Genomic DNA, 17,278 nt, shown 5'->3' with positions numbered 1-17,278 from the left:
GTCAGTTGCTTTCGCCCCAGTCGCGGCGGACGATCACCGGCGAGGCCTGCCCAGCCGAAGCCGCGCCGCCGTTCGCATCGATGAGCGACCTTGCCGTCAAAACCCCGTCCCCAACCTTCACCTGCGTCGTCAGCGCGAGCCAGCGACTGTTCACCCCCGCCTGCGCGGCGACATCGTCCTGCGGCTTGCGGCCCTCGAAGACCCGCGCCTCCCAGAATCGGACGCTGCTGCCATAGCCGCCGGCGGGACGCGCCGCCAGCGCCGCGCGCGCATCGGCGATGGTCAATGTACCCGGCACCAGCATCGCGATCAGCGGCGCCTGCTCGGGGGTCAATGTGTTGACGTTGAGCTTCACGGGTTCGGCAACCGGCAGCACGCAGATCCAGGGCTTGAGCCGCGCATAGATTTTGGGCGTCACCCCGCGCACCGCGCGCAGTTCGCTGACGTCGGCCATCTTGCGGTTCGCGGGCAGATAGCTCGCCTGCATCCCGCGATAGACATTGTCTTCGGCGCCGAGCGGGCCATCGTTGCTGTCGCTGTCGATCCAGTCGGCCGTCGCGCCCGCGATCTGCTGCGCTTCGCCGTCATTGATCCCGACAAGCTTCATCAGCGCCGCGAACTGCGCCACCGCGCCCGCGCGCTGGCTGAACTTGCCCGGCACGACCTCGGCGGCGAGACTGTTGAGGTTGAAGCAGTTGTTCGCATCGGTCAGTCGTGCGTGTCCCTCACCGCCGGGAAGCGGCAAGGTGAAATCGCGTCCCAGCCAGCCGTCGTCGAGGGTCAACCGCGTCGGGTCGCGCGAGACGAGGCTGGAAACCCGGCGCAGCGCAATCTGTTCGGCGGCGAAGGCGTAGGCGCGGCCCTGATCGACCGTCGAGGCGCTCCCGGCGATCCGCGTCGCGAGCATCAGCCGGTCGAGCGCGGTCGCCGCGATCACCGCCATCACCGCGACGAGCAGCAGCACCGCGAGCAGCGCCGCCCCGCGTTCCTCGTGCCCGTGATGAGTCATGGCGCCGGCGCCTGTGCGACCAGCGGCGGCGGCACCGCCGGCGCGGTCAGGAACAGCATTGTCAGCGGCGCGCGGCCGGTGCGGGTCAGCCGCACCTCGACCGCACGCGGCAGGCGGTCGCCGGGGTCGCTCGTCCAGCTTTCGGACCAATTGCCCTTCTCGTCGCGGTAGCGGACGGCGGCGGCGGACACCTCGCCGACGAGCCGGTCGCCGTCAGAGAGCGCGGTGCCGTCGAGCATCGGCTGCGTCGCGCGGCGCCACTCGCCGCTGGTCAGCGCATAACCAACGCGCTCGACATTAGGGCGCGGGCTGCCGTCACCGGCGCCTGCACCGCCATGAACGAACGCAAAACCAGTCGAAGAACCAAGGAAAGCGGGAACATTCTCCCCCGACAGACCGCGCGTCGCGCGCTGCACCGCCTGCGCCAGATCATTCGCCATGACCGCGCGGACGCGATTGAGCCCGCTCATGCCCTTGAGCCTCTGCTGCACCGCATCCTGGGTATCGACGCTGCTGCGGAGCAGGCCCACGCCCATCGCGGCGATCATCGCGAAGATCGAGAGCGCGACGAGCATTTCGACGAGAGTGAAGCCACGATCATTATCGCTTTCGCGTTCCCCCGCGAAGGCGGGGGCCCAGAGCGGAAACATGCAACGTCGCGTTTCACCGCTCTGGGTCCCCGCCTTCGCGGGGACACACCGGGGATTCGCACCCTTCCTCACCGCGACGACCTGATGATCGTCAGCGCCGCCTGCCCGCGACCGCTTTCGGGCCGCACGACCAGATCGATGCGCAGCAATTCCTGATCGGCGGTCTTCGCGACGCGCTGCTCAATCCGCCAGTTGCGACCAGCGTTCGCGACGCTGCTCGCGCTCGCCCCGATCGTCGGCGGCGACGGATCGGTCCACAGTTCGACCGCGCGGTTCTGCGCGACGATCCCCGCCATCGTGCTTTCGTCGAGGTCGCCCGCCGTCCGCACCGCATAGGCATCGAGCCGGACGAGCGTCAGCGCCGCAATGCTGATGATGCTGAGCGCCACCAGCATTTCGAGCAGGGTAAAGCCGCGTTCGCCGGATGGCGAACGACGAACGACGTCATCGCTCGCCACGGCTGACCTCCCCCGTCGCGGAGATTCGCACGACCTCGCGCGCATCGCCGCCCGTCAGCGCCACAGCTTGCGGCGTCGAACTGGTGCCGATGCGGTCGAAGAGGACACGCGCCGTCGCCTGCCCGTCACCCCCCATAAAACGAACACCGCCGGGCCAGCCGCGCTGCTCGAAGGCGCGTCCGGGCAGCGGCTGCCAGCCGCCATCGACTTTCCGCTCGAACCCATAGCCCGAAGGCGCGAAATTCACCGACACGCTGCGCCCCTCGATCACCGCGACATCGCGCGCCGCGGCAAGCCGCGAGGCGAGCCGGTCGGCCTCGCTGCGCACGGTACGCTCCTCGCCCGGGATCGTCAGCACGACCGCGGTCGCCGCGAGTCCAAGGATCGCGAGCACGACCATCAGTTCGACGAGCGTGAAGCCGCGTTCGCCCCAGCGGGGTTCAACCTTCTCCGTGGATGTCGGCATTGTCGTCGGTTCCGCCCGGCGCACCGTCGGCGCCCTGCGACCAGACATCGAACGCCTTTCCGTTCGCCGCGGGCGCCTGGTAATTATAGGGGCGTCCCCAAGGATCGTCCGGCAGCTTCTTGATATAACCGCCGCGACGATAGCGCTCGGGCTGCGCCAGTGCGGGCGGCGGCGTGACGAGCGCGTTCAGCCCGTCGGTCGTCGCGGGATAGACGAGATTGTCGAGGCGATATTGCTCGAGCGCGCTTTCGAGCGTCGCGATGTCGGTCTTCGCCTTGGTCACCATCGCCTTGTCCTGACTTGGCAGAACGTTGATCATCACCACCGTCGCGAGCAGGCCGATGATGAAGATCACGACCATCAGCTCGGTCAGGGTGAAGCCGCGCTCGTCCTTCTTACGCCGCCGATCGGGGCGGGACGGATCGACCATCAGGCGGACGAAAAGCTGCATCAGCGACATATTATTATAGTCCCGCAAGGTTCTGCAACTGGAGGATCGGAAGCAGGATGGAGAGGATGATGAGGGCGACGCACGACCCCATAACGACAATTATGACAGGTTCGAGAAGGGCCATCGACGCGGCGGTGAAACGGTCGAACTCGCGTTCGAGATAGTCGGCGGCGCGCTCGAGCATCTGCTCCAGCCGCCCGGCGCTTTCACCGCTGGCGGTCATGTAAACCAGCAGCGGCGGGAAGACCCCGGCGTCGCGGAGCGCGGCCGACAGGCTGCCGCCCGCGCGCACCTGATCGACGATTGCCGCGGTGGCCGCCGCGAGCGCGCCGTTGCGGATCGTCGGCACGGTGAGCCGCAGCCCCTCGACGAGCGGCAGGCGGCTCGACACCATGGTCGAGAGGGTGCGCGCGAAGCGTGCGGCATACAGGTCGCGGAGCAGCCGCCCGATCAGCGGCAGGCGCAGCAGCCGCGCATCGACCGCCGCCTTGAAACCCGGACGTCGCATCGCGCTGACCCAGCCGAAGACGGCGGCAGCGATCAGCAGCAGCGCCAGCCACCACCAGTTGGCCGCGAAGCCGGAAATCGCGATCACCGCGCGGGTCAGGAACGGAAGCTGCTGCCCAACATCGTCGAACTGCTCGACGACGCGCGGGACGACGAAGATCATCAGCGCCGCGACGACGCCGATCGCGACGAAAGCGAGAACGACCGGATAGGCGAGCGCCGCGATCAGCTTGCCCTGCACCTCGGCCTGACGTTCGAGCAGGTCGGCGAGCCGCGCAAGGATCGTCGTCAGGCTGCCCGTGGTCTCGCCCGCCGCGACCATCGCGCGATAGAGCGGCGGAAAGCTGTCCGGCTGGCGCGCCATCGCGTCGGCGAGGCGGCGTCCTTCGAGCAATCCCGCGTGGACATCGCCGATCACCGCGCGAGCGCTTTCGGCCTCGCTCTGTCGCGTGAGCGTGCGCAGCGCCTCTTCGAGCGGCGCGACCTCGACCAGCGTCGCGAGCTGGCGCGTGAACAGCGCCAGTTCCTTCGACGACAGCTTGTTCCGGCGAAAGGCGAGCAGCGAGCGGCCAGCCGCGGGCTTCGCTCCCGCCTCCTCGACCGCGACGATATGGAATTTTCGCGCGATCAGTCCGGCGCGCGCAGCATCGTCGTTCGCGGCGGTCAGCCGCCCCTTGCGCTCGCGGCCCTGCGGATCGATCGCCACATAGCGATAATCAGGCATCGACATCTTCGCGCCGCGCGATGCGGATCGCCTCCTCGGGCGTCGTCAGCCCCTTCGCAACCATCGCGCGCGCCGCGCTGGCGAGCGTCGGCGCCTTCAGGAACGCATGTTTCGCGATCATCGCCTCGTCGCCGCCAGCGTAGATATAGCGGCGCACCGTCTCGTCGACCTTGATCGCCTCGAACACGCCGATGCGGCCCTTGAAGCCGGTATGGCCGCACTGGTCGCAACCCTTCGGCCGCCACACGACCGTGCCGATGTCGAGGCCGAGGACTGCGGCGATACTGTTGTCGGCCTGCACCGGCTCGCGGCAATGCTCGCAAAGCTTGCGGACGAGCCGCTGCGCGAGCACCGCGCGCAGGGTCGAGGCGAGCAGGAAGGGTTCGACCTTGAGGTCCTTGAGGCGCGTGATCGCGCCGACCGCGTCGTTGGTGTGGACGGTCGAGAGCACGAGGTGGCCGGTGAGCGACGCCTGCACCGCAATGTCCGCCGTTTCGCGGTCGCGGATTTCGCCGACCATAACGACGTCGGGGTCCTGACGCAGGATCGCACGCAACCCTGCAGCGAAATCGAGCCCGACCTTGGCATTGACCTGCGTCTGGCCGATGCCATCGACAGCATATTCGACCGGGTCCTCGACGGTCAGGATGTTGCGCTGCCCGTCGTTCAATTGCTTGAGCGCGGCATAGAGCGTCGTCGTCTTGCCCGATCCGGTCGGGCCGGTGACGAGGATGATCCCGTTGGGCTCCGCCAATGCTTCGCGCAAAATACGGTCGGCCTCTCCCGACAGGCCAAGCACGTCGAAGTCGATCCCCGCCGTGTCCTTGTCGAGGATACGCATCACCACGCGCTCGCCCGCGCGGCTCGGCAAGGTCGAAACGCGGACGTCGACCGCCTTGCCCGCCAGTGTCAACGCGATACGCCCGTCCTGCGGCACGCGGCGCTCGGCGATGTCGAGCCGCGCCATGACCTTGATGCGGCTGACGACGACCGGCGCGACGTGCGGTGGCATACGCAGATGCTCGCGCAGCACGCCATCGGTCCGCATCCGCACCACGAGCCCGCTTTCATAGGGCTCGATATGGATGTCGCTGACCCCTTGCCGCACCGCTTCGGCGATGATCGCGTTGATCAGGCGGATCGCCGGGGCATCGTCGGCGCTGTCGAGCAGATCCTCCGCGCTCGGGATGCCGAGTTCCAGGTCGCTGCCCCCCACTGTCCCCGCCATCGCCGCCGCCGAGGCATCGACGGCATAATGGTCGGAAAGGAGCCGGTCGAAGTCCGCCGGGTTCGCGGTCGCAACGCGGATCGGCGCCGCAAGATAGCGCTTCACCTCGATCAACACCGCAGGATCGCTGCCTTCGCGCAAGGTCGCGAGCCAGCCCCCGCGCTCGTCCTCCGCGATCACGACGCCATGCGCGCGCGCGAAGCCATAGGGAATATCGACCGGCGCCGCGGGCGGCGCGGCCGGTTCGGAGTCGCTCACTGATGCTCTCCGGCGGGGGGAGCAGGCGCTTGCGAGATCGAGGGCGGAACGTCGGCGGGCGTGACGGTGCCCCCCTGTCCACGCAGCGCCGGGAGATCGACCGGGCCGACGGTCACGTCGCTCGCGCTCGGCGCGGCCGGAATCGGCGGGGTCGTCCCCATATAGTCGCGCACCAGCGTGTCGATCGCGGGCTCCTCGTCGGGGTTCCGCTGGAGCTGGAAATCGCGGATATAGCCGTAACGGCGCGCGGTCAGCGCGGCATTGTCCTCGCGATTGCGCAGCACCGTCGGGCGGATGAAGACCATCAGGTTGGTCTTCGAGCGCGAACGGCTGCGCGACTTGAACAGCTCGCCGATCAGCGGAATGTCGCTGAGCAGCGGAATGCGTTCGATCGTCTTGCGCTCGTCGTCGTTGAGCAGGCCGCCGATCGCGAGAATCTCGCCATCATCGACGGTCAGCACCGTCTCGAACGAGCGCTTGTTGAGGATGAGATCGCTGTTGCGCGACGATACCGGCCCGGCGACGCTCGACACTTCCTGGCGGAGGAACAGCTTCACCTCACCCGCGCCGTTCACCTGCGGCGTCACTTCCAGCTTGATGCCGACCTCCTCGCGCTGGACGGTGCGAAAGGCATTGTCGAAATTCTTGCTCAGCGCCTCGCCGGTGGTGATCGGCACTTCCTGCCCGACGAGGAATTTCGCGGCCTGATTGTCGAGCGTCACGATATGCGGGGTCGCGAGCAGGTTCGACGTCGTATCCGATTTCACCGCGTTGATAATCGCGCCGAAGATCGTGTTCTTGCCGATATCCCCCGCGAAGCCCGCAAAGCCGCCGGTCGCCGACAGCAGCGACGCCGCCGCCGCATCCTGCAGCGTGCTGCCGAGCGCGCTCGACGTCTGCGTCACCGTGGTCGTGCCATCGACCGTAGTCTTGTCCTCGGTGAGCTTGGTCGCCGCATAGGCCCCGCCGAGCGTGAAGATATTCGGCTGGGCATTGCTGTAGTTGGTCGCGACGAAGGGAATATTCTTCCCGCCGAGCAGGAACTGGACGCCGAGCCGCTTCGCGGCATCGTCGCCGATCTCGACGACGATTGCCTCGACCAGCACCTGTTCACGGCGGCTGTCGAGCTGGCGGATCAGCTCGCCGAGCATCCGCTGTACTTCGCTGTTCGCCGCGACGATGATCGCGTTCGCGCCCTCGTAACGCGTGACGATCGCGGGGCCGCGCGTCGCGATGCTGCCGCCCGAACCGCTGACCGAGGTCGGCGTGGCGGCTGCGGGCGCGGCCGTGGGTGCCGGCGTGCTGCCGCCCGCCGTCGAAGAGGAAGAAGACGCGGGCGGCAGGCCTGCTTTCTGCGCGGGATCGCTGCCCCCGCCGACGAGTTGCTGCAAGGTCGGCAGCAATGTTTCGGCATTGGCATGTTCGAGCCAATAGACGCGGAGTTCGGTCCCGCCCGCCGCCTTGGCGTCGAGATCATGTGCCATCGACACGAAGCGCGCGACGAGCGCCTGGTCGCCACGCAGGGCGATCGCGTTGCTGCTGTCGATCGGCACGATCGCGATCGGCGCCCGCGCGCCTTCGCCCGCCGCCGGAACGAGCGCGGTGAGCGCGGCGGCGATCTCGCGCGCGCCGGCGTTCTTCAACGTCACGATCTGGCTCGACGAACTGTCGCGGTCGATGCTCGCGGCAAGCGTGCGGATGCGGCGGATATTGTCGGCGAAATCGGCGACGACGAGGCTGTTGGCGTTGCGGTTCGCGGTGAGCGAGCCCTGCGGACTGACCAGCGGGCGCAACGTTTCGACCGCCGCAACCGCATCGATATGCTTGAGGCGGATGATTTCGGTGACGAACTGGTTCTGTGCCGCACGGTTGCTGCCGATCCGCCCCGGCTGCGATGCCGCGCCGTCGATCGGCTGGATGCGATAGGCACCATTCGGGCCGGGCACCGCGACGAGCCCGTTCGAGCGCAGCGTCGATAGGAAAATCTCGAAATATTCGCTGCGCGACAGCGGCCGGTCGGTGACGACCGACACCTTGCCGTTGACACGCCCGTCGATCACGAAAGTACGCCCGGTGATCCGCGCCGCATCCTGGATGAAGGCGCGGATATCGGCGTCGCGGACGTTCAGCGTATATTGCGCGAAAGCCGGTCCGGGAGTCGCGGAAACGAGCGCGGCGGCGAGCATCAGGGACAGTTTGAAACGCATAAACCTATTGCTTCGAGAGGAAGATGGCGACGGGGACGACGCTGGCGCCGCGCTCGACCTCGAGCGAGATACGCGCACCCGGCGTGAGCTGGCTGGCAAGGCTGGCGGCGTCGGCGGCCGAACCGATCGGACGGCCGCTCACCGAACGGATAACGTCGCCGGGTTTCAACCCGGCAGCGCGGAACACCGCGCCATCGCCCTGCGGCTGGACGACGAGGCCGGTGACCTTGCCGTTTTCGGTCCGTGGCGCGAAGCCGACACCGGCCTTGAGCGCGGCGGGCGACAATTCACCGCCGGGCGAGGCGGCCCCGGCGGCACCGCCCGGTTCGGGCGTCGGCGCGGGCAGCGGCGTTGCAGGCGATGCGACCGGCGCCTCGCCGCTCTGGTCGAGGAACAGGCTTTCCCGCGTGCCGCCACGGTCGAGCAGCACATGGTCGAAAGCGACGCCGACGAGCTTGAGCCCCGGCGCGATTTCGTCGCCGACGGCATAGCTGTTCTGCACCCCGTCCTCGCCCGCGATGATCGCCGAGCCGCCGCCGGTCGCTTCGTTGATGTTGATCCCGAACAAGGTCAGGCCCGCCGAGGTGACCGTAGCGGCCGCGGGGCCCTGCGCCCCACCGCGGAAGAAGGGATCGATGCTCGCAAACAGCGCGCGACGTTCAGCCGGCGAAGCGATGACCGCCGTCTGCGGCTGCCATGCACCGAGCGGCGAAAGCGGCACGACCAGCGTCCAGAACAGGCTGACCGCCTGCCAGATCAGCGCAACACCCAGCAGGCCGACAAGCAGCAGCGGCGCCACGTCGCGCGGCGACCTTTTGCTGCCGCGCAGCCACGAAGGCAGCGCGCGCGGCGGCCGAAGGGCCGATCCGGTCATCAGCACTGCCATGAATTCGTCCCTGTCCCCCAGACCGAAAAGCGTCTCGCGAATCGCCTAGGGGCGATCGGTGACAATCAGCTGACGAAGAGATTACAGTTTTTTGACAGAGGGGCGAGTCCGCCCGCCAACGGCCGGTCGCAGACTCCATCCCGGTGCGAACCGGGATGGAGCGCAAGGGACCTGTCAGAACTTCACCGACCCGCTGAGCGAGAAGGTCGTGCCGGGCTTGTACAGGTTGTAGTAGATGGTGTTGTCACCGCTCTGCTGCATTTCCTTATACTTGGTGCCCAAAATGTTGCGGGCCTCGAACTTCAGCTCGAACGCCTTGCCTGTCAGCATGATGCCCTGGCGCGCGACGAAATCGATCTGGAAGCCGGGGCGCTCGAAGATGTCGGGCTGGCCCGACGGACCCCGCCGGGTGACGCGATCGGACGCGTAGGAAATCAGGATCGTCTGCTGCGAAAGCTTTTCGGTGTCTTCCAGTCCCAATTCGACGTTCGCCAGATGATCCGACTGCCCTGTAAGCGGGGCGCCATCGCGGAAGAACTGGCTCGCCAGCGTGGCCCCCGTGAAGGGGAAGGCGCGGACCGGATCGTCGGCGCCGACCTTCAGCTTCGATTTGGACCAGGTATAGTTGCCGATGAAGACGCCGCGGCGGCTCGCGAAGAGCTCCCCCCAGCCGCTGAGGTCGAAATATTTCTGGATCTCGAACTCGGCGCCGTAAAGCGTCGCCTCGGGCGCGTTGGCGAAACGCGTGGTCACGCTGTTGCCGTCGAAGCTGGCATAGGTTTCGATCGGATTCTTGATCTTCTTCCAGAAGCCGCCGATCGACACGCGCTGTTCGGGCGCGAAATACCATTCGAAGCGGCCTTCGGCATTATAAAGCTGGCTATCGACCAGCTGCGGGTTACCCTGGAAGGTGCGGTTGGTGTCGGGGTCGTAATAGGTCTGGAACACCAGTTCGCGGAATTGCGGCCGCGCGATCGTCTTCGACGCGCTCAAACGGACCTGCATCTGCGGCTGGATCTCATATGTCAGCGTCGCGGCGGGGAGCAGATAGTCGCGGCTGAGGTTGGTTGCCGGCGGCAGTGTCGGGCTGACGTCATAAACCTGAACCGGCGACACCCGTTCGACCGCCGTTTCATAGCGCGCGCCGATGTTGACGTTGAGCTGGTCGAGCAGATCGGCCTGAAGCTGGAAATAGGCCGCATGATTGCGCAGGATCGCGCGGAAGGTCGGGTTGGAGCCGGTGCTGTCCACGAGACTGATGCCGGTCGGGCTGGGATTCGCCGGGCAGTTGGGATCGACCGGCGGATCGAGCGGCGGGAAGCAGATCACAGTCTGCGACAGGAGCAGATCGGGCCGCAGCAGCGAGACGCCGAGCGGGATATTGTTGTTGCCCTGGAACAGGAAGTCGCGGCGCTCCGTGACGCGATTGGTGTCGCTATAGGCATAGCCGTAAACCGCCTTCACGCGCGGCGTGACCTCGTAGGTGAAGTCGATCCCCGCCGAATAGAGATTCTCGTTGAGATCGGAGAAGGCGATCGTCGCGCTGCCCGGACGCTGGCCGGTGTTGAGCGTGTTGGTGAAGAACTGGCCGTAGGGATCGGTCGGGCTGTTCGAGCGGCTGTAGAGAAAGCTCAATTCGAACGGCGCCTCGCGCTGCGAATTGGCATAGCCCGCACGCACATCGACGCTAAGGTCATCATAGGGCTTGAACTCGCCGACGAACTGCGTGTCGATCAGCTGGCGCGCGAACCATGCAGTATCCTGATACTGGAAACTGACGCCCGGGTTGGCGTCGGCGGTATCGGGGCGATCCTCGGCGCCGAGGCGCGCCTGCTTGATCGTGTCGCGGATATAGAGGTTGGTCCAGCGCACCTTGTTCTCGCCGAACTCGGCGCTGAGCCCGATCAATGCGTTGGCAACCACGCGATTGTCGGTAATGACGCGGCGGACGTTGGAGTTGAGTGACGACAGGTCGGACGCATTCGCGGTCTGCTGCGTCACGTCACGGCTGCGCCACTTGTTGGTATAGCCCGCGGTTGCGATCAGGCCGATCTCGGTCACGCCAAGATCCCACGCCTTGCCGCCGGTGACGTTCGCGCCCCAGTTGACGGGCATATTGTCGTTGCGCTGGAGCAGCGCGTTGCGCGCGGTGACGAACTGGCCGGCGATCGCCTGCTGGTTGACGCCGGGATCGTTGATGCGAAGCCCCGACGCGCGCCACGCAGCATAGGCGGGTGGCAGGCTGCGACCGCCGTCGCCGAAGCCGGTCCAGTCGCTGCCCGTGCCATAATAGGTATAGCCGAGCTGGCCCGTCGTTTCCGAATTGCCGCCGATCTGGCCTCCGATCTGGAGAAACGGCTCGCGCGGGACGGCCTTGGTCGTCAGGTTGATCACGCCGCCGCCGAACTCGCCGGGGAAGTTCGCCGAATAGCTTTTCTGGACGAGCGAAGAGGCGATGATGCTGGACGGAAAGATATCGAGCGGGACGACGCGCTTCAGCGGTTCGGGACTCGGCAGCGGCGAACCGTTCAAGAGCGCAAGCGAATAACGGTCGCCGAGGCCACGGACATAGACGAAGCCATTGCCGACGACGCTGAGCCCGGTGACGCGGCCGAGCGCGCCCGCGATATTGCCCTCGCCCGTGCGCGCGATGTCGGCGGCGCCGAGGACCGAGACGACCTGCGGCGCGGTGCGCTCGATATTGGCGTTGCGGCGGCCGGTGACGACGATGTCGGCGCCGGGGATCGAAACGTCGGTGTCATCCGCCGGTGCCGTGTCGGCCTCAGCCGCCGCACCCGCCTCCGGCGCCGGCGTTTCCGCAGCGGGCCCCGCCTGCGCCATCGCCGCGGCGGGCGCGACGAGCGCCGTGGAAATCAACAACATGCTGACGAGCCGCATCGGCTTGGACATGACGACTACCCCTTAGGTTCCTGAAAACCCTGAAATTCTGAAAATATGCGGGAGGGAGCGGCAGGCGCCGCTCCCTCCCCTCGAAGCAAGAGGTCTCAGCTGGTCGGCAGCGAGGTGCAGAGACCCGAGTTGCCGGTGCCGAAGTCGGCGGTGCCGCTGTTGCAGGTCCAGCCCTGATACCAGGTGTCGCTGGCATCCTTGACCGCGCCGATATAGGTCGGCTTGTCGAAGAAGCCGGCGCGGGTCAGCTCGATGCCGTTGAACGTCTGGCCATTGAGCGTCGAGACATCGAACGGGCTCACCGCGGTTTCGGTCGCGCCGTTGATATAGAGGCTGGTCAGCGTCGGCGTATAGGCGTCGTTGTTGCCGTTCGTTCCCGAACCGAAGATCGCCTGCACCTCGGCCGCGGTGACGCTGTTGCTGCCGATATATTTGGTGCCCGAGCACTGCATCAGGACCGAGCGGAAGATCGGCGCGCCGAACTCGTCGACCGCGGCGTTCTGCGTGCCCGACGCGGTCTGCGCACGGCTGATGCGCAGACAACTGTTGTTCGGGCTGACGACGACCGAGTTGTATACGCCATAGTCGGTACCGCCGCGCAGCAGGATCGACGCCTGATCCGACGAGGTGTTGGTCGAATTCTGATAGAAGACGAAGTTCGACACGCGGGTGTTCTGGCGCGGATTGTTACCGTCGACCGTATTGTCGGTGTCGGCCTCGATCAGCGCGTCGCCGATGTTCGGGCGCTGGACGACGATGCCATATTGCCAGTTCGATTTGGTGCCGACATCGGTATCGAGATTGTCGTCCTCGGCGCCGACCGCGATGAAATGCTTCACATGAGCATGACCGCCGAACACCTCGATCGCGTCGTCCGAGCTGTTGTACGACATGAAGTGGTCGATCTGCGTACCCGAGCCGACGCCCTGGAGCGTCAGCGACTGAAGCTCGCTGTTCGCCGACAGCACATAACCCGAATAGCGGATCTGGAAATAGCTCATCCGGCCACTCGATTCGCTGTTGTTTGCGCCGCCGTAGAGCGCGGGGTCGACGGCGCCTTCGGTCTGACGCTCGCAGGCGGTCGTGCCCGGAGCCGCGCCGGTGGCGGCGCAGTCGGTGATCTGCGCGCGCCCGCTCAGCACGACGCCGCCCCACTGACCCGACGAATTCTCGGTGTTGAGCCCCTGAACGTTGTCGCGGCTGGTGAAGATGATCGGTTTCGTCGGGGTGCCTACCGCCTGGATCGAGTTGCCGCGCGTAACGTTCAGCCACGACGGGCCTGATTCGCCGTAAAGGATAACGCCGGGCTCGATGGTCAGCACGGTATTGGTGGTCCCGGTGGTGGTCGCCCCCTTGTCGGTGCCGACATCGACGCGGCCATTGATGCGATAGACCAGACCGGCAATTTTGGGCAGGGTGATGCTCTTGTCGATCACCGAAGGCAATGTACAGACGCGGAAAGAACCCACGGCCGCGTTGGTGATCGTGCCGCTGTCGGTCAGACCCTTCGGATCGGAGATCGTCGGGCAGCCCGCCGCGGGCGACACGGACGGCGTGGGAGTCGGCGTAGGGGTCGGCGTCGGCGTGGGAGTCGGCGTCGGGTTGATGATGATCGTGCCGCCGCCGCCCGGCGACGCGACATCGTCGGCACCGCACGCGGCAAGGGTGGAACAGGCCACACTGGTAAGCATGATCAAACGAACGCGTGCGAAAGCCGCCATGAAAGTCTCCGTTCCCGGTGTGCGCATCCAGGGCGCTGCTAAAAAACCACCGGCGAACGAAGGAGGATCAAGTGCCGCCCCGCCCCCGGTGACGCCGCCACTAGGGTGATTCGATGACGGTCTGACGCCAGAGCGATGACAGATAGATGACTCTTTGGAGTCGGTTCGATGACATCGGCCAAAGGCTCGGCAGTGCGCCTTCGCGCCCGCAGCAAAATAAAAGCGGACAGCTCGCTTGCATCGCCCGAAAAGCTTTGCTAGGCGCCCGCTCCTACCTGGTGCCGGCCCCGCCGGACCATCATGATGTGCGGTCGTGGCGGAACTGGTAGACGCGCAACGTTGAGGTCGTTGTGGCCGAAAGGCCGTGGAAGTTCGAGTCTTCTCGACCGCACCATACAGTCTTGCAGGACTGTCAATTCTAGTCAGGTGAAAGAGCCGAGCCGCAAAGCGGCGCGGTTCCGCACGACTTTCGGAGTGGGCTCCAACCGATTGGGGCGAGAGACCTTCTTCTCCTCGCAAAACATCCCCGGAAACGCGCTACAGTCTCCGGTCACAAAAAACCCACCTCAATGGGCGGGCGTTCGGCATCACAGTGTGCATCAGATTTCCGCCTAGCGGAATCTCAGAAGTCGCTCCTGTTCAGACCAGCTAGGCGAAAGTTCGATAGCCATGAGCTGCTTTCGCGTCAGGCTCGGCGGATGGCTGCCCCGCATGATTCCGTCGACGATTTTCGGTGAGAGCCAGCTGAGCTTGAGGAGCTGTGTCATCTGCTTTCGGCACCGCCCTTCCCTCTCGGCAAGCTTGTGCAGCGCAAGGTCAGGCGACGCCATCACAAGCGCTCTTGTTTCGACGGCTTCCGAGATCAGCTCGACAAGCTTTTCATCACGCGCGAACTTTTGGCCATCATCTGCGGAGATCATCAACTTGGCCTCGCGGAATGGCTTCCGTGGCAGCGATGCCAATATGAGATCCCAATCAGCTGCATCATCGCCATCGCCGACCAGCACGTCAGCGCCAATGCGGACAGCAACATCTGCGGTATTGATCTGAACCCTTTTCACCAGCGAACGAACCGCCGCTTCTCGGCTGGATGGGTCTCCGAGTTCGTGGAGGAACCGATCGGCATTTGCCAACAACAAAGCGAGGCGCGCGCCGTCCGTGATACCCGAGATGCGCCGGAGCTGATGCTGATCTCCGAGCAGGGCGCTCAGATGTCCAACAATATATTGTTCCAGAACGCCGACCGAGATGCGTGTCACGTTCGCGCCCGCCTTGCGAACGAGGTCGCGACGGGATTGATAATAACGATAACGGCGAACACCATTCACCGAATAGTCGATGACCATGGGTCGCCCGCCAGGATCGAACAGGCGATCGAGGAAGAAGGCGTCCTGCTGCCGGTTGGTGCTGCGCTTCCGGGGAGGCGCTTTTTCTGCAAGTCGGCTCTGGACCTCGTTCCACAACTCCTCATCGACGATCGGCTCGTGCTCCCCGGGATAGGCCTCGCCCTTGTGAACGATCATACCCCGATAGACGGGATTCTTGAGAAGGTGGAACAGGCTCCCTCGCGCGAACGGGATGCCGCCGCGATGCGGACCACTGGTCTGACGCTGGACCTTGGTGCGGACTCCATCGGCGGCGAGGACGGCGAGCAGTATGGTCGATGATCCGCTCCCGACATAGCGCCGCATGATATGCCGGACCTGCTCCGCCTCTGTCGGTTCGACCACAAGCTTCCGATCCTTGACGACATAGCCGAGGGGGACAGGCCCTCCCATCCAGAGTCCCTTCTTCTTGGAAGCGGCAATCTTGTCCCGGATACGCTCGCTGGTGACCTCACGCTCGAACTGGGCAAAGCTCAGCAGGACGTTCAGCGTCAGTCGGCCCATGCTGGTCGTGGTATTGAAGGCCTGCGTCACCGAGACAAAGCTCGCTTCCTTTGCATCGAGGCGTTCGACAATCTTGGCGAAGTCCGCGAGGCTCCGGGTCAGGCGATCGACCTTGTAGACAACAATGACGTCCACCCTCCCGGTTTCGACATCGGCCAGCAGCCTCTGCAATCCCGGCCGCGCCATCGAGCCGCCTGAGAAGCCTCCGTCATCATAGTCATCGGAAATCAGCGTCCAACCCTCGTGGCGCTGGCTCAGGATATAGGCTTCGCAGGCTTCTCGCTGTGCATGCAGGCTGTTGAACTCCTGCTCGAGCCCATCTTCCGTGGATTTGCGCGTGTAGATTGCACAGCGCACGATCTTTCCGGCCACCGTCATGCCGGCAGGCCGAAGAAGCGTGGCCCGGACCATTTCCCGCCGGTGATGGCTCGGGCAATGGCGGTAAGCGAAGACCAATGCCGCCCCTCATATTCAAATCCGTTATCGACGACCGTGACGACATGACCGACGCCATGCCAGTCCCGGACGAGACGGGTACCGGGAGCAAGGTTGCGCGGGATCGGCTTTCCCCTGCCCCGATCTCGCTGGCGCCGCGGCATTTTCGGCTCGGAGATCCCCGCAGCCCTGATCTGGATGCGGTAAGCGATGCCGAACTTGAGAAGTTGAAGCGAAAGCGAGGGTGCAGGTTCGCGGTACAGGCGGACCCACCACTCCTTCGCGCCCGCGAGATTCAGATCATCGACACTGCCCAGATCGAGCCGCGGCTTCGCCATCAGACCTGATCCTCACCGGCCGCAGCCGGGAGGTCAGCAACAGCTTTGCGGGGCCGAACGATCCGATAGCAGCTGCTTCCATCTTTCCGCTTCGTGCGTTCGATGACTTTTCCCTTCTTCCGAAGGCCGGTGAGAAAGGCCCGGCAACTATGCAGCTGCCAACCGGTAGCAGCATTCATGTCAGCAATCGTAGCGCCAGGCGCCTTGGTCAGCATGGCTTCGACGATGCTGGCCTTCGACGGCGTTCGCTCGGTAGAGTTATTGTCGGACATCGTGGGTCTCCTTCATGGCAGCGACGCATGATCGAGTCGCTTCCACTGACCCAAGGCCGCCAGATCCTGGATTCCGCGGCTATTTCGATACGGTCCGTTCCCGTTCGCCGCGATCACCAATGCTCGAACTGCGACCACAGTCCAGCGGAATAGTCGCGCGGTCGAAAAAGCTGCGTCTGGACTTGCGAGACGAAATGGCGCGTGTCGGCAGGTATGGCGAAAGCGAGCAAATCACTCTCCGGGCGACGCACAAAAATTTTCGCGGACCTCACTGCCTGCCTCGAAGATGCCCACGAACATGCGGTGGTGGGTCAAAATCCCCGACTGTCGGACGCCGACGTCGCAGATACGATCGACGCGATAAATTCACTTCTGGAGGGAGCGCAAAGATTGCTCCAGTTGTCGCGCGATATTTCTAGATAGAAGGCGGCTTTGCGCATCGTCTGTCGCCGTTCGATTGGGACTTCCTCGAGCTTGCAAGCGGACATTCGTTAGCTGAGGCATTTTCGACCGGCTCTGGGGCATCTCTGCCGTTCCTATGTGACACGATGAACGGCAGCTCTTGTCAGGAGCCGACGTCCGGCTGTTGCCCAACCGGCGTCGCAGAAAGACATACATGAGCAGCGGAAGGTCCGGGCTTCCGGCTTCGGCCGCCTGGAGGCGAAACCGCTGGTCGTCGAGGAATATCGGATGATGCAGGAGATCGACGCCGTTAAGCCATACCCCGCCTGGCCGGGAGGAAGCAAGCCGACCGACTGCGCCTCTCGGAACATGTCTTCGGTGCGTGCCGCCGACAGGCTGGCAAGCTGCTCGCGCTCGCCGGCTAGCTTCAGCAATTTCCTCAGTTCTTTACGTTCGAGATCGAGCTG

The 17,278-nt window shown here is 65.2% G+C and carries 15 protein-coding genes and 1 tRNA gene; 1 reads left to right on the top strand and 15 read right to left on the bottom strand.

Annotated elements, in window-relative coordinates; translation table 11 throughout:
• Position 1: 1 nt before the first annotated feature.
• The 11 genes from gspK to ACE3SL_RS08780 form a co-directional block, all read right to left on the bottom strand.
• Entirely contained in the window at positions 2 to 1,009 is a 1,008-nt protein-coding gene (gspK, locus tag ACE3SL_RS08830) for a type II secretion system minor pseudopilin GspK (protein ID WP_374525365.1), read from the bottom strand.
• Positions 1,006 to 1,659 (bottom strand): type II secretion system minor pseudopilin GspJ, encoded by a 654-nt coding sequence (gene gspJ, locus ACE3SL_RS08825; protein ID WP_374525364.1) that lies wholly within the window; start codon positions 1,657 to 1,659, stop codon positions 1,006 to 1,008. Before gspJ ends, gspK begins: the two co-directional genes overlap by 4 nt.
• A 68-nt stretch (positions 1,660 to 1,727) precedes the next feature.
• Positions 1,728 to 2,117, bottom strand: coding sequence for a type II secretion system minor pseudopilin GspI (gspI, locus tag ACE3SL_RS08820; RefSeq protein ID WP_374525363.1), 390 nt, complete (start codon positions 2,115 to 2,117; stop codon positions 1,728 to 1,730).
• Positions 2,104 to 2,583: a GspH/FimT family pseudopilin gene (locus ACE3SL_RS08815; RefSeq protein ID WP_374525362.1), complete on the bottom strand. Its 480-nt coding sequence runs from the start codon at positions 2,581 to 2,583 to the stop codon at positions 2,104 to 2,106. The genes gspI and ACE3SL_RS08815 overlap by 14 nt, the downstream gene beginning before the upstream one ends.
• Entirely contained in the window at positions 2,558 to 3,043 is a 486-nt protein-coding gene (gene gspG, locus ACE3SL_RS08810) for a type II secretion system major pseudopilin GspG (RefSeq protein ID WP_374525387.1), read from the bottom strand. The genes ACE3SL_RS08815 and gspG overlap by 26 nt, the downstream gene beginning before the upstream one ends.
• A gap of 4 nt (positions 3,044 to 3,047) precedes the next feature.
• Positions 3,048 to 4,265, bottom strand: a complete 1,218-nt coding sequence (gene gspF / locus ACE3SL_RS08805; protein WP_374525361.1) for a type II secretion system inner membrane protein GspF — start codon at positions 4,263 to 4,265, stop codon at positions 3,048 to 3,050.
• Positions 4,258 to 5,751, bottom strand: coding sequence for a type II secretion system ATPase GspE (gspE, locus tag ACE3SL_RS08800; protein WP_374525360.1), 1,494 nt, complete (start codon positions 5,749 to 5,751; stop codon positions 4,258 to 4,260). Before gspE ends, gspF begins: the two co-directional genes overlap by 8 nt.
• Positions 5,748 to 7,958, bottom strand: coding sequence for a type II secretion system secretin GspD (gene gspD, locus ACE3SL_RS08795; RefSeq protein WP_374525359.1), 2,211 nt, complete (start codon positions 7,956 to 7,958; stop codon positions 5,748 to 5,750). Before gspD ends, gspE begins: the two co-directional genes overlap by 4 nt.
• A gap of 4 nt (positions 7,959 to 7,962) precedes the next feature.
• Positions 7,963 to 8,844 (bottom strand): type II secretion system protein N, encoded by an 882-nt coding sequence (locus ACE3SL_RS08790; RefSeq protein WP_374525358.1) that lies wholly within the window; start codon positions 8,842 to 8,844, stop codon positions 7,963 to 7,965.
• A 174-nt stretch (positions 8,845 to 9,018) separates the two neighbouring features.
• On the bottom strand, positions 9,019 to 11,754 hold the full coding sequence (locus ACE3SL_RS08785) for a TonB-dependent receptor domain-containing protein (RefSeq protein WP_374525357.1): 2,736 nt from the start codon (positions 11,752 to 11,754) through the stop codon (positions 9,019 to 9,021).
• 95 nt (positions 11,755 to 11,849) lie between these two features.
• A complete protein-coding gene (locus tag ACE3SL_RS08780; protein ID WP_374525356.1) occupies positions 11,850 to 13,475 on the bottom strand; it encodes a hypothetical protein in 1,626 nt (541 codons plus the stop codon).
• Positions 13,476 to 13,782: 307 nt separating this feature from the next.
• Here ACE3SL_RS08780 and ACE3SL_RS08775 point away from each other — a divergent pair.
• Positions 13,783 to 13,869: transfer RNA gene (locus ACE3SL_RS08775), tRNA-Leu, on the top strand.
• Positions 13,870 to 14,086: 217 nt separating this feature from the next.
• On the opposite strand, the gene ACE3SL_RS08770 is transcribed toward ACE3SL_RS08775, so the two are convergent.
• The 4 genes from ACE3SL_RS08770 to ACE3SL_RS08755 form a co-directional block, all read right to left on the bottom strand.
• Complete coding sequence (locus ACE3SL_RS08770) at positions 14,087 to 15,742, bottom strand: recombinase family protein (protein WP_374525355.1); 1,656 nt, start codon at positions 15,740 to 15,742, stop codon at positions 14,087 to 14,089.
• Positions 15,739 to 16,137, bottom strand: a complete 399-nt coding sequence (locus ACE3SL_RS08765; protein WP_374525354.1) for a DUF2924 domain-containing protein — start codon at positions 16,135 to 16,137, stop codon at positions 15,739 to 15,741. Before ACE3SL_RS08765 ends, ACE3SL_RS08770 begins: the two co-directional genes overlap by 4 nt.
• Entirely contained in the window at positions 16,137 to 16,409 is a 273-nt protein-coding gene (locus ACE3SL_RS08760; protein ID WP_325545167.1) for a DUF3489 domain-containing protein, read from the bottom strand. The genes ACE3SL_RS08765 and ACE3SL_RS08760 overlap by 1 nt, the downstream gene beginning before the upstream one ends.
• Positions 16,410 to 16,945: 536 nt before the next feature.
• Positions 16,946 to 17,278: hypothetical protein (locus ACE3SL_RS08755; protein ID WP_374525353.1), on the bottom strand; the 333-nt coding region annotated here is incomplete at its 5' end.

Origin of the sequence: Sphingopyxis sp. (assembly GCF_041916015.1) — a bacterium.
Classification (GTDB): Bacteria; Pseudomonadota; Alphaproteobacteria; order Sphingomonadales; family Sphingomonadaceae; genus Sphingopyxis.
The sequence above is the reverse complement of the archived record's forward strand: the minus strand, read 5'-3'. Positions and strand labels throughout refer to the sequence as shown.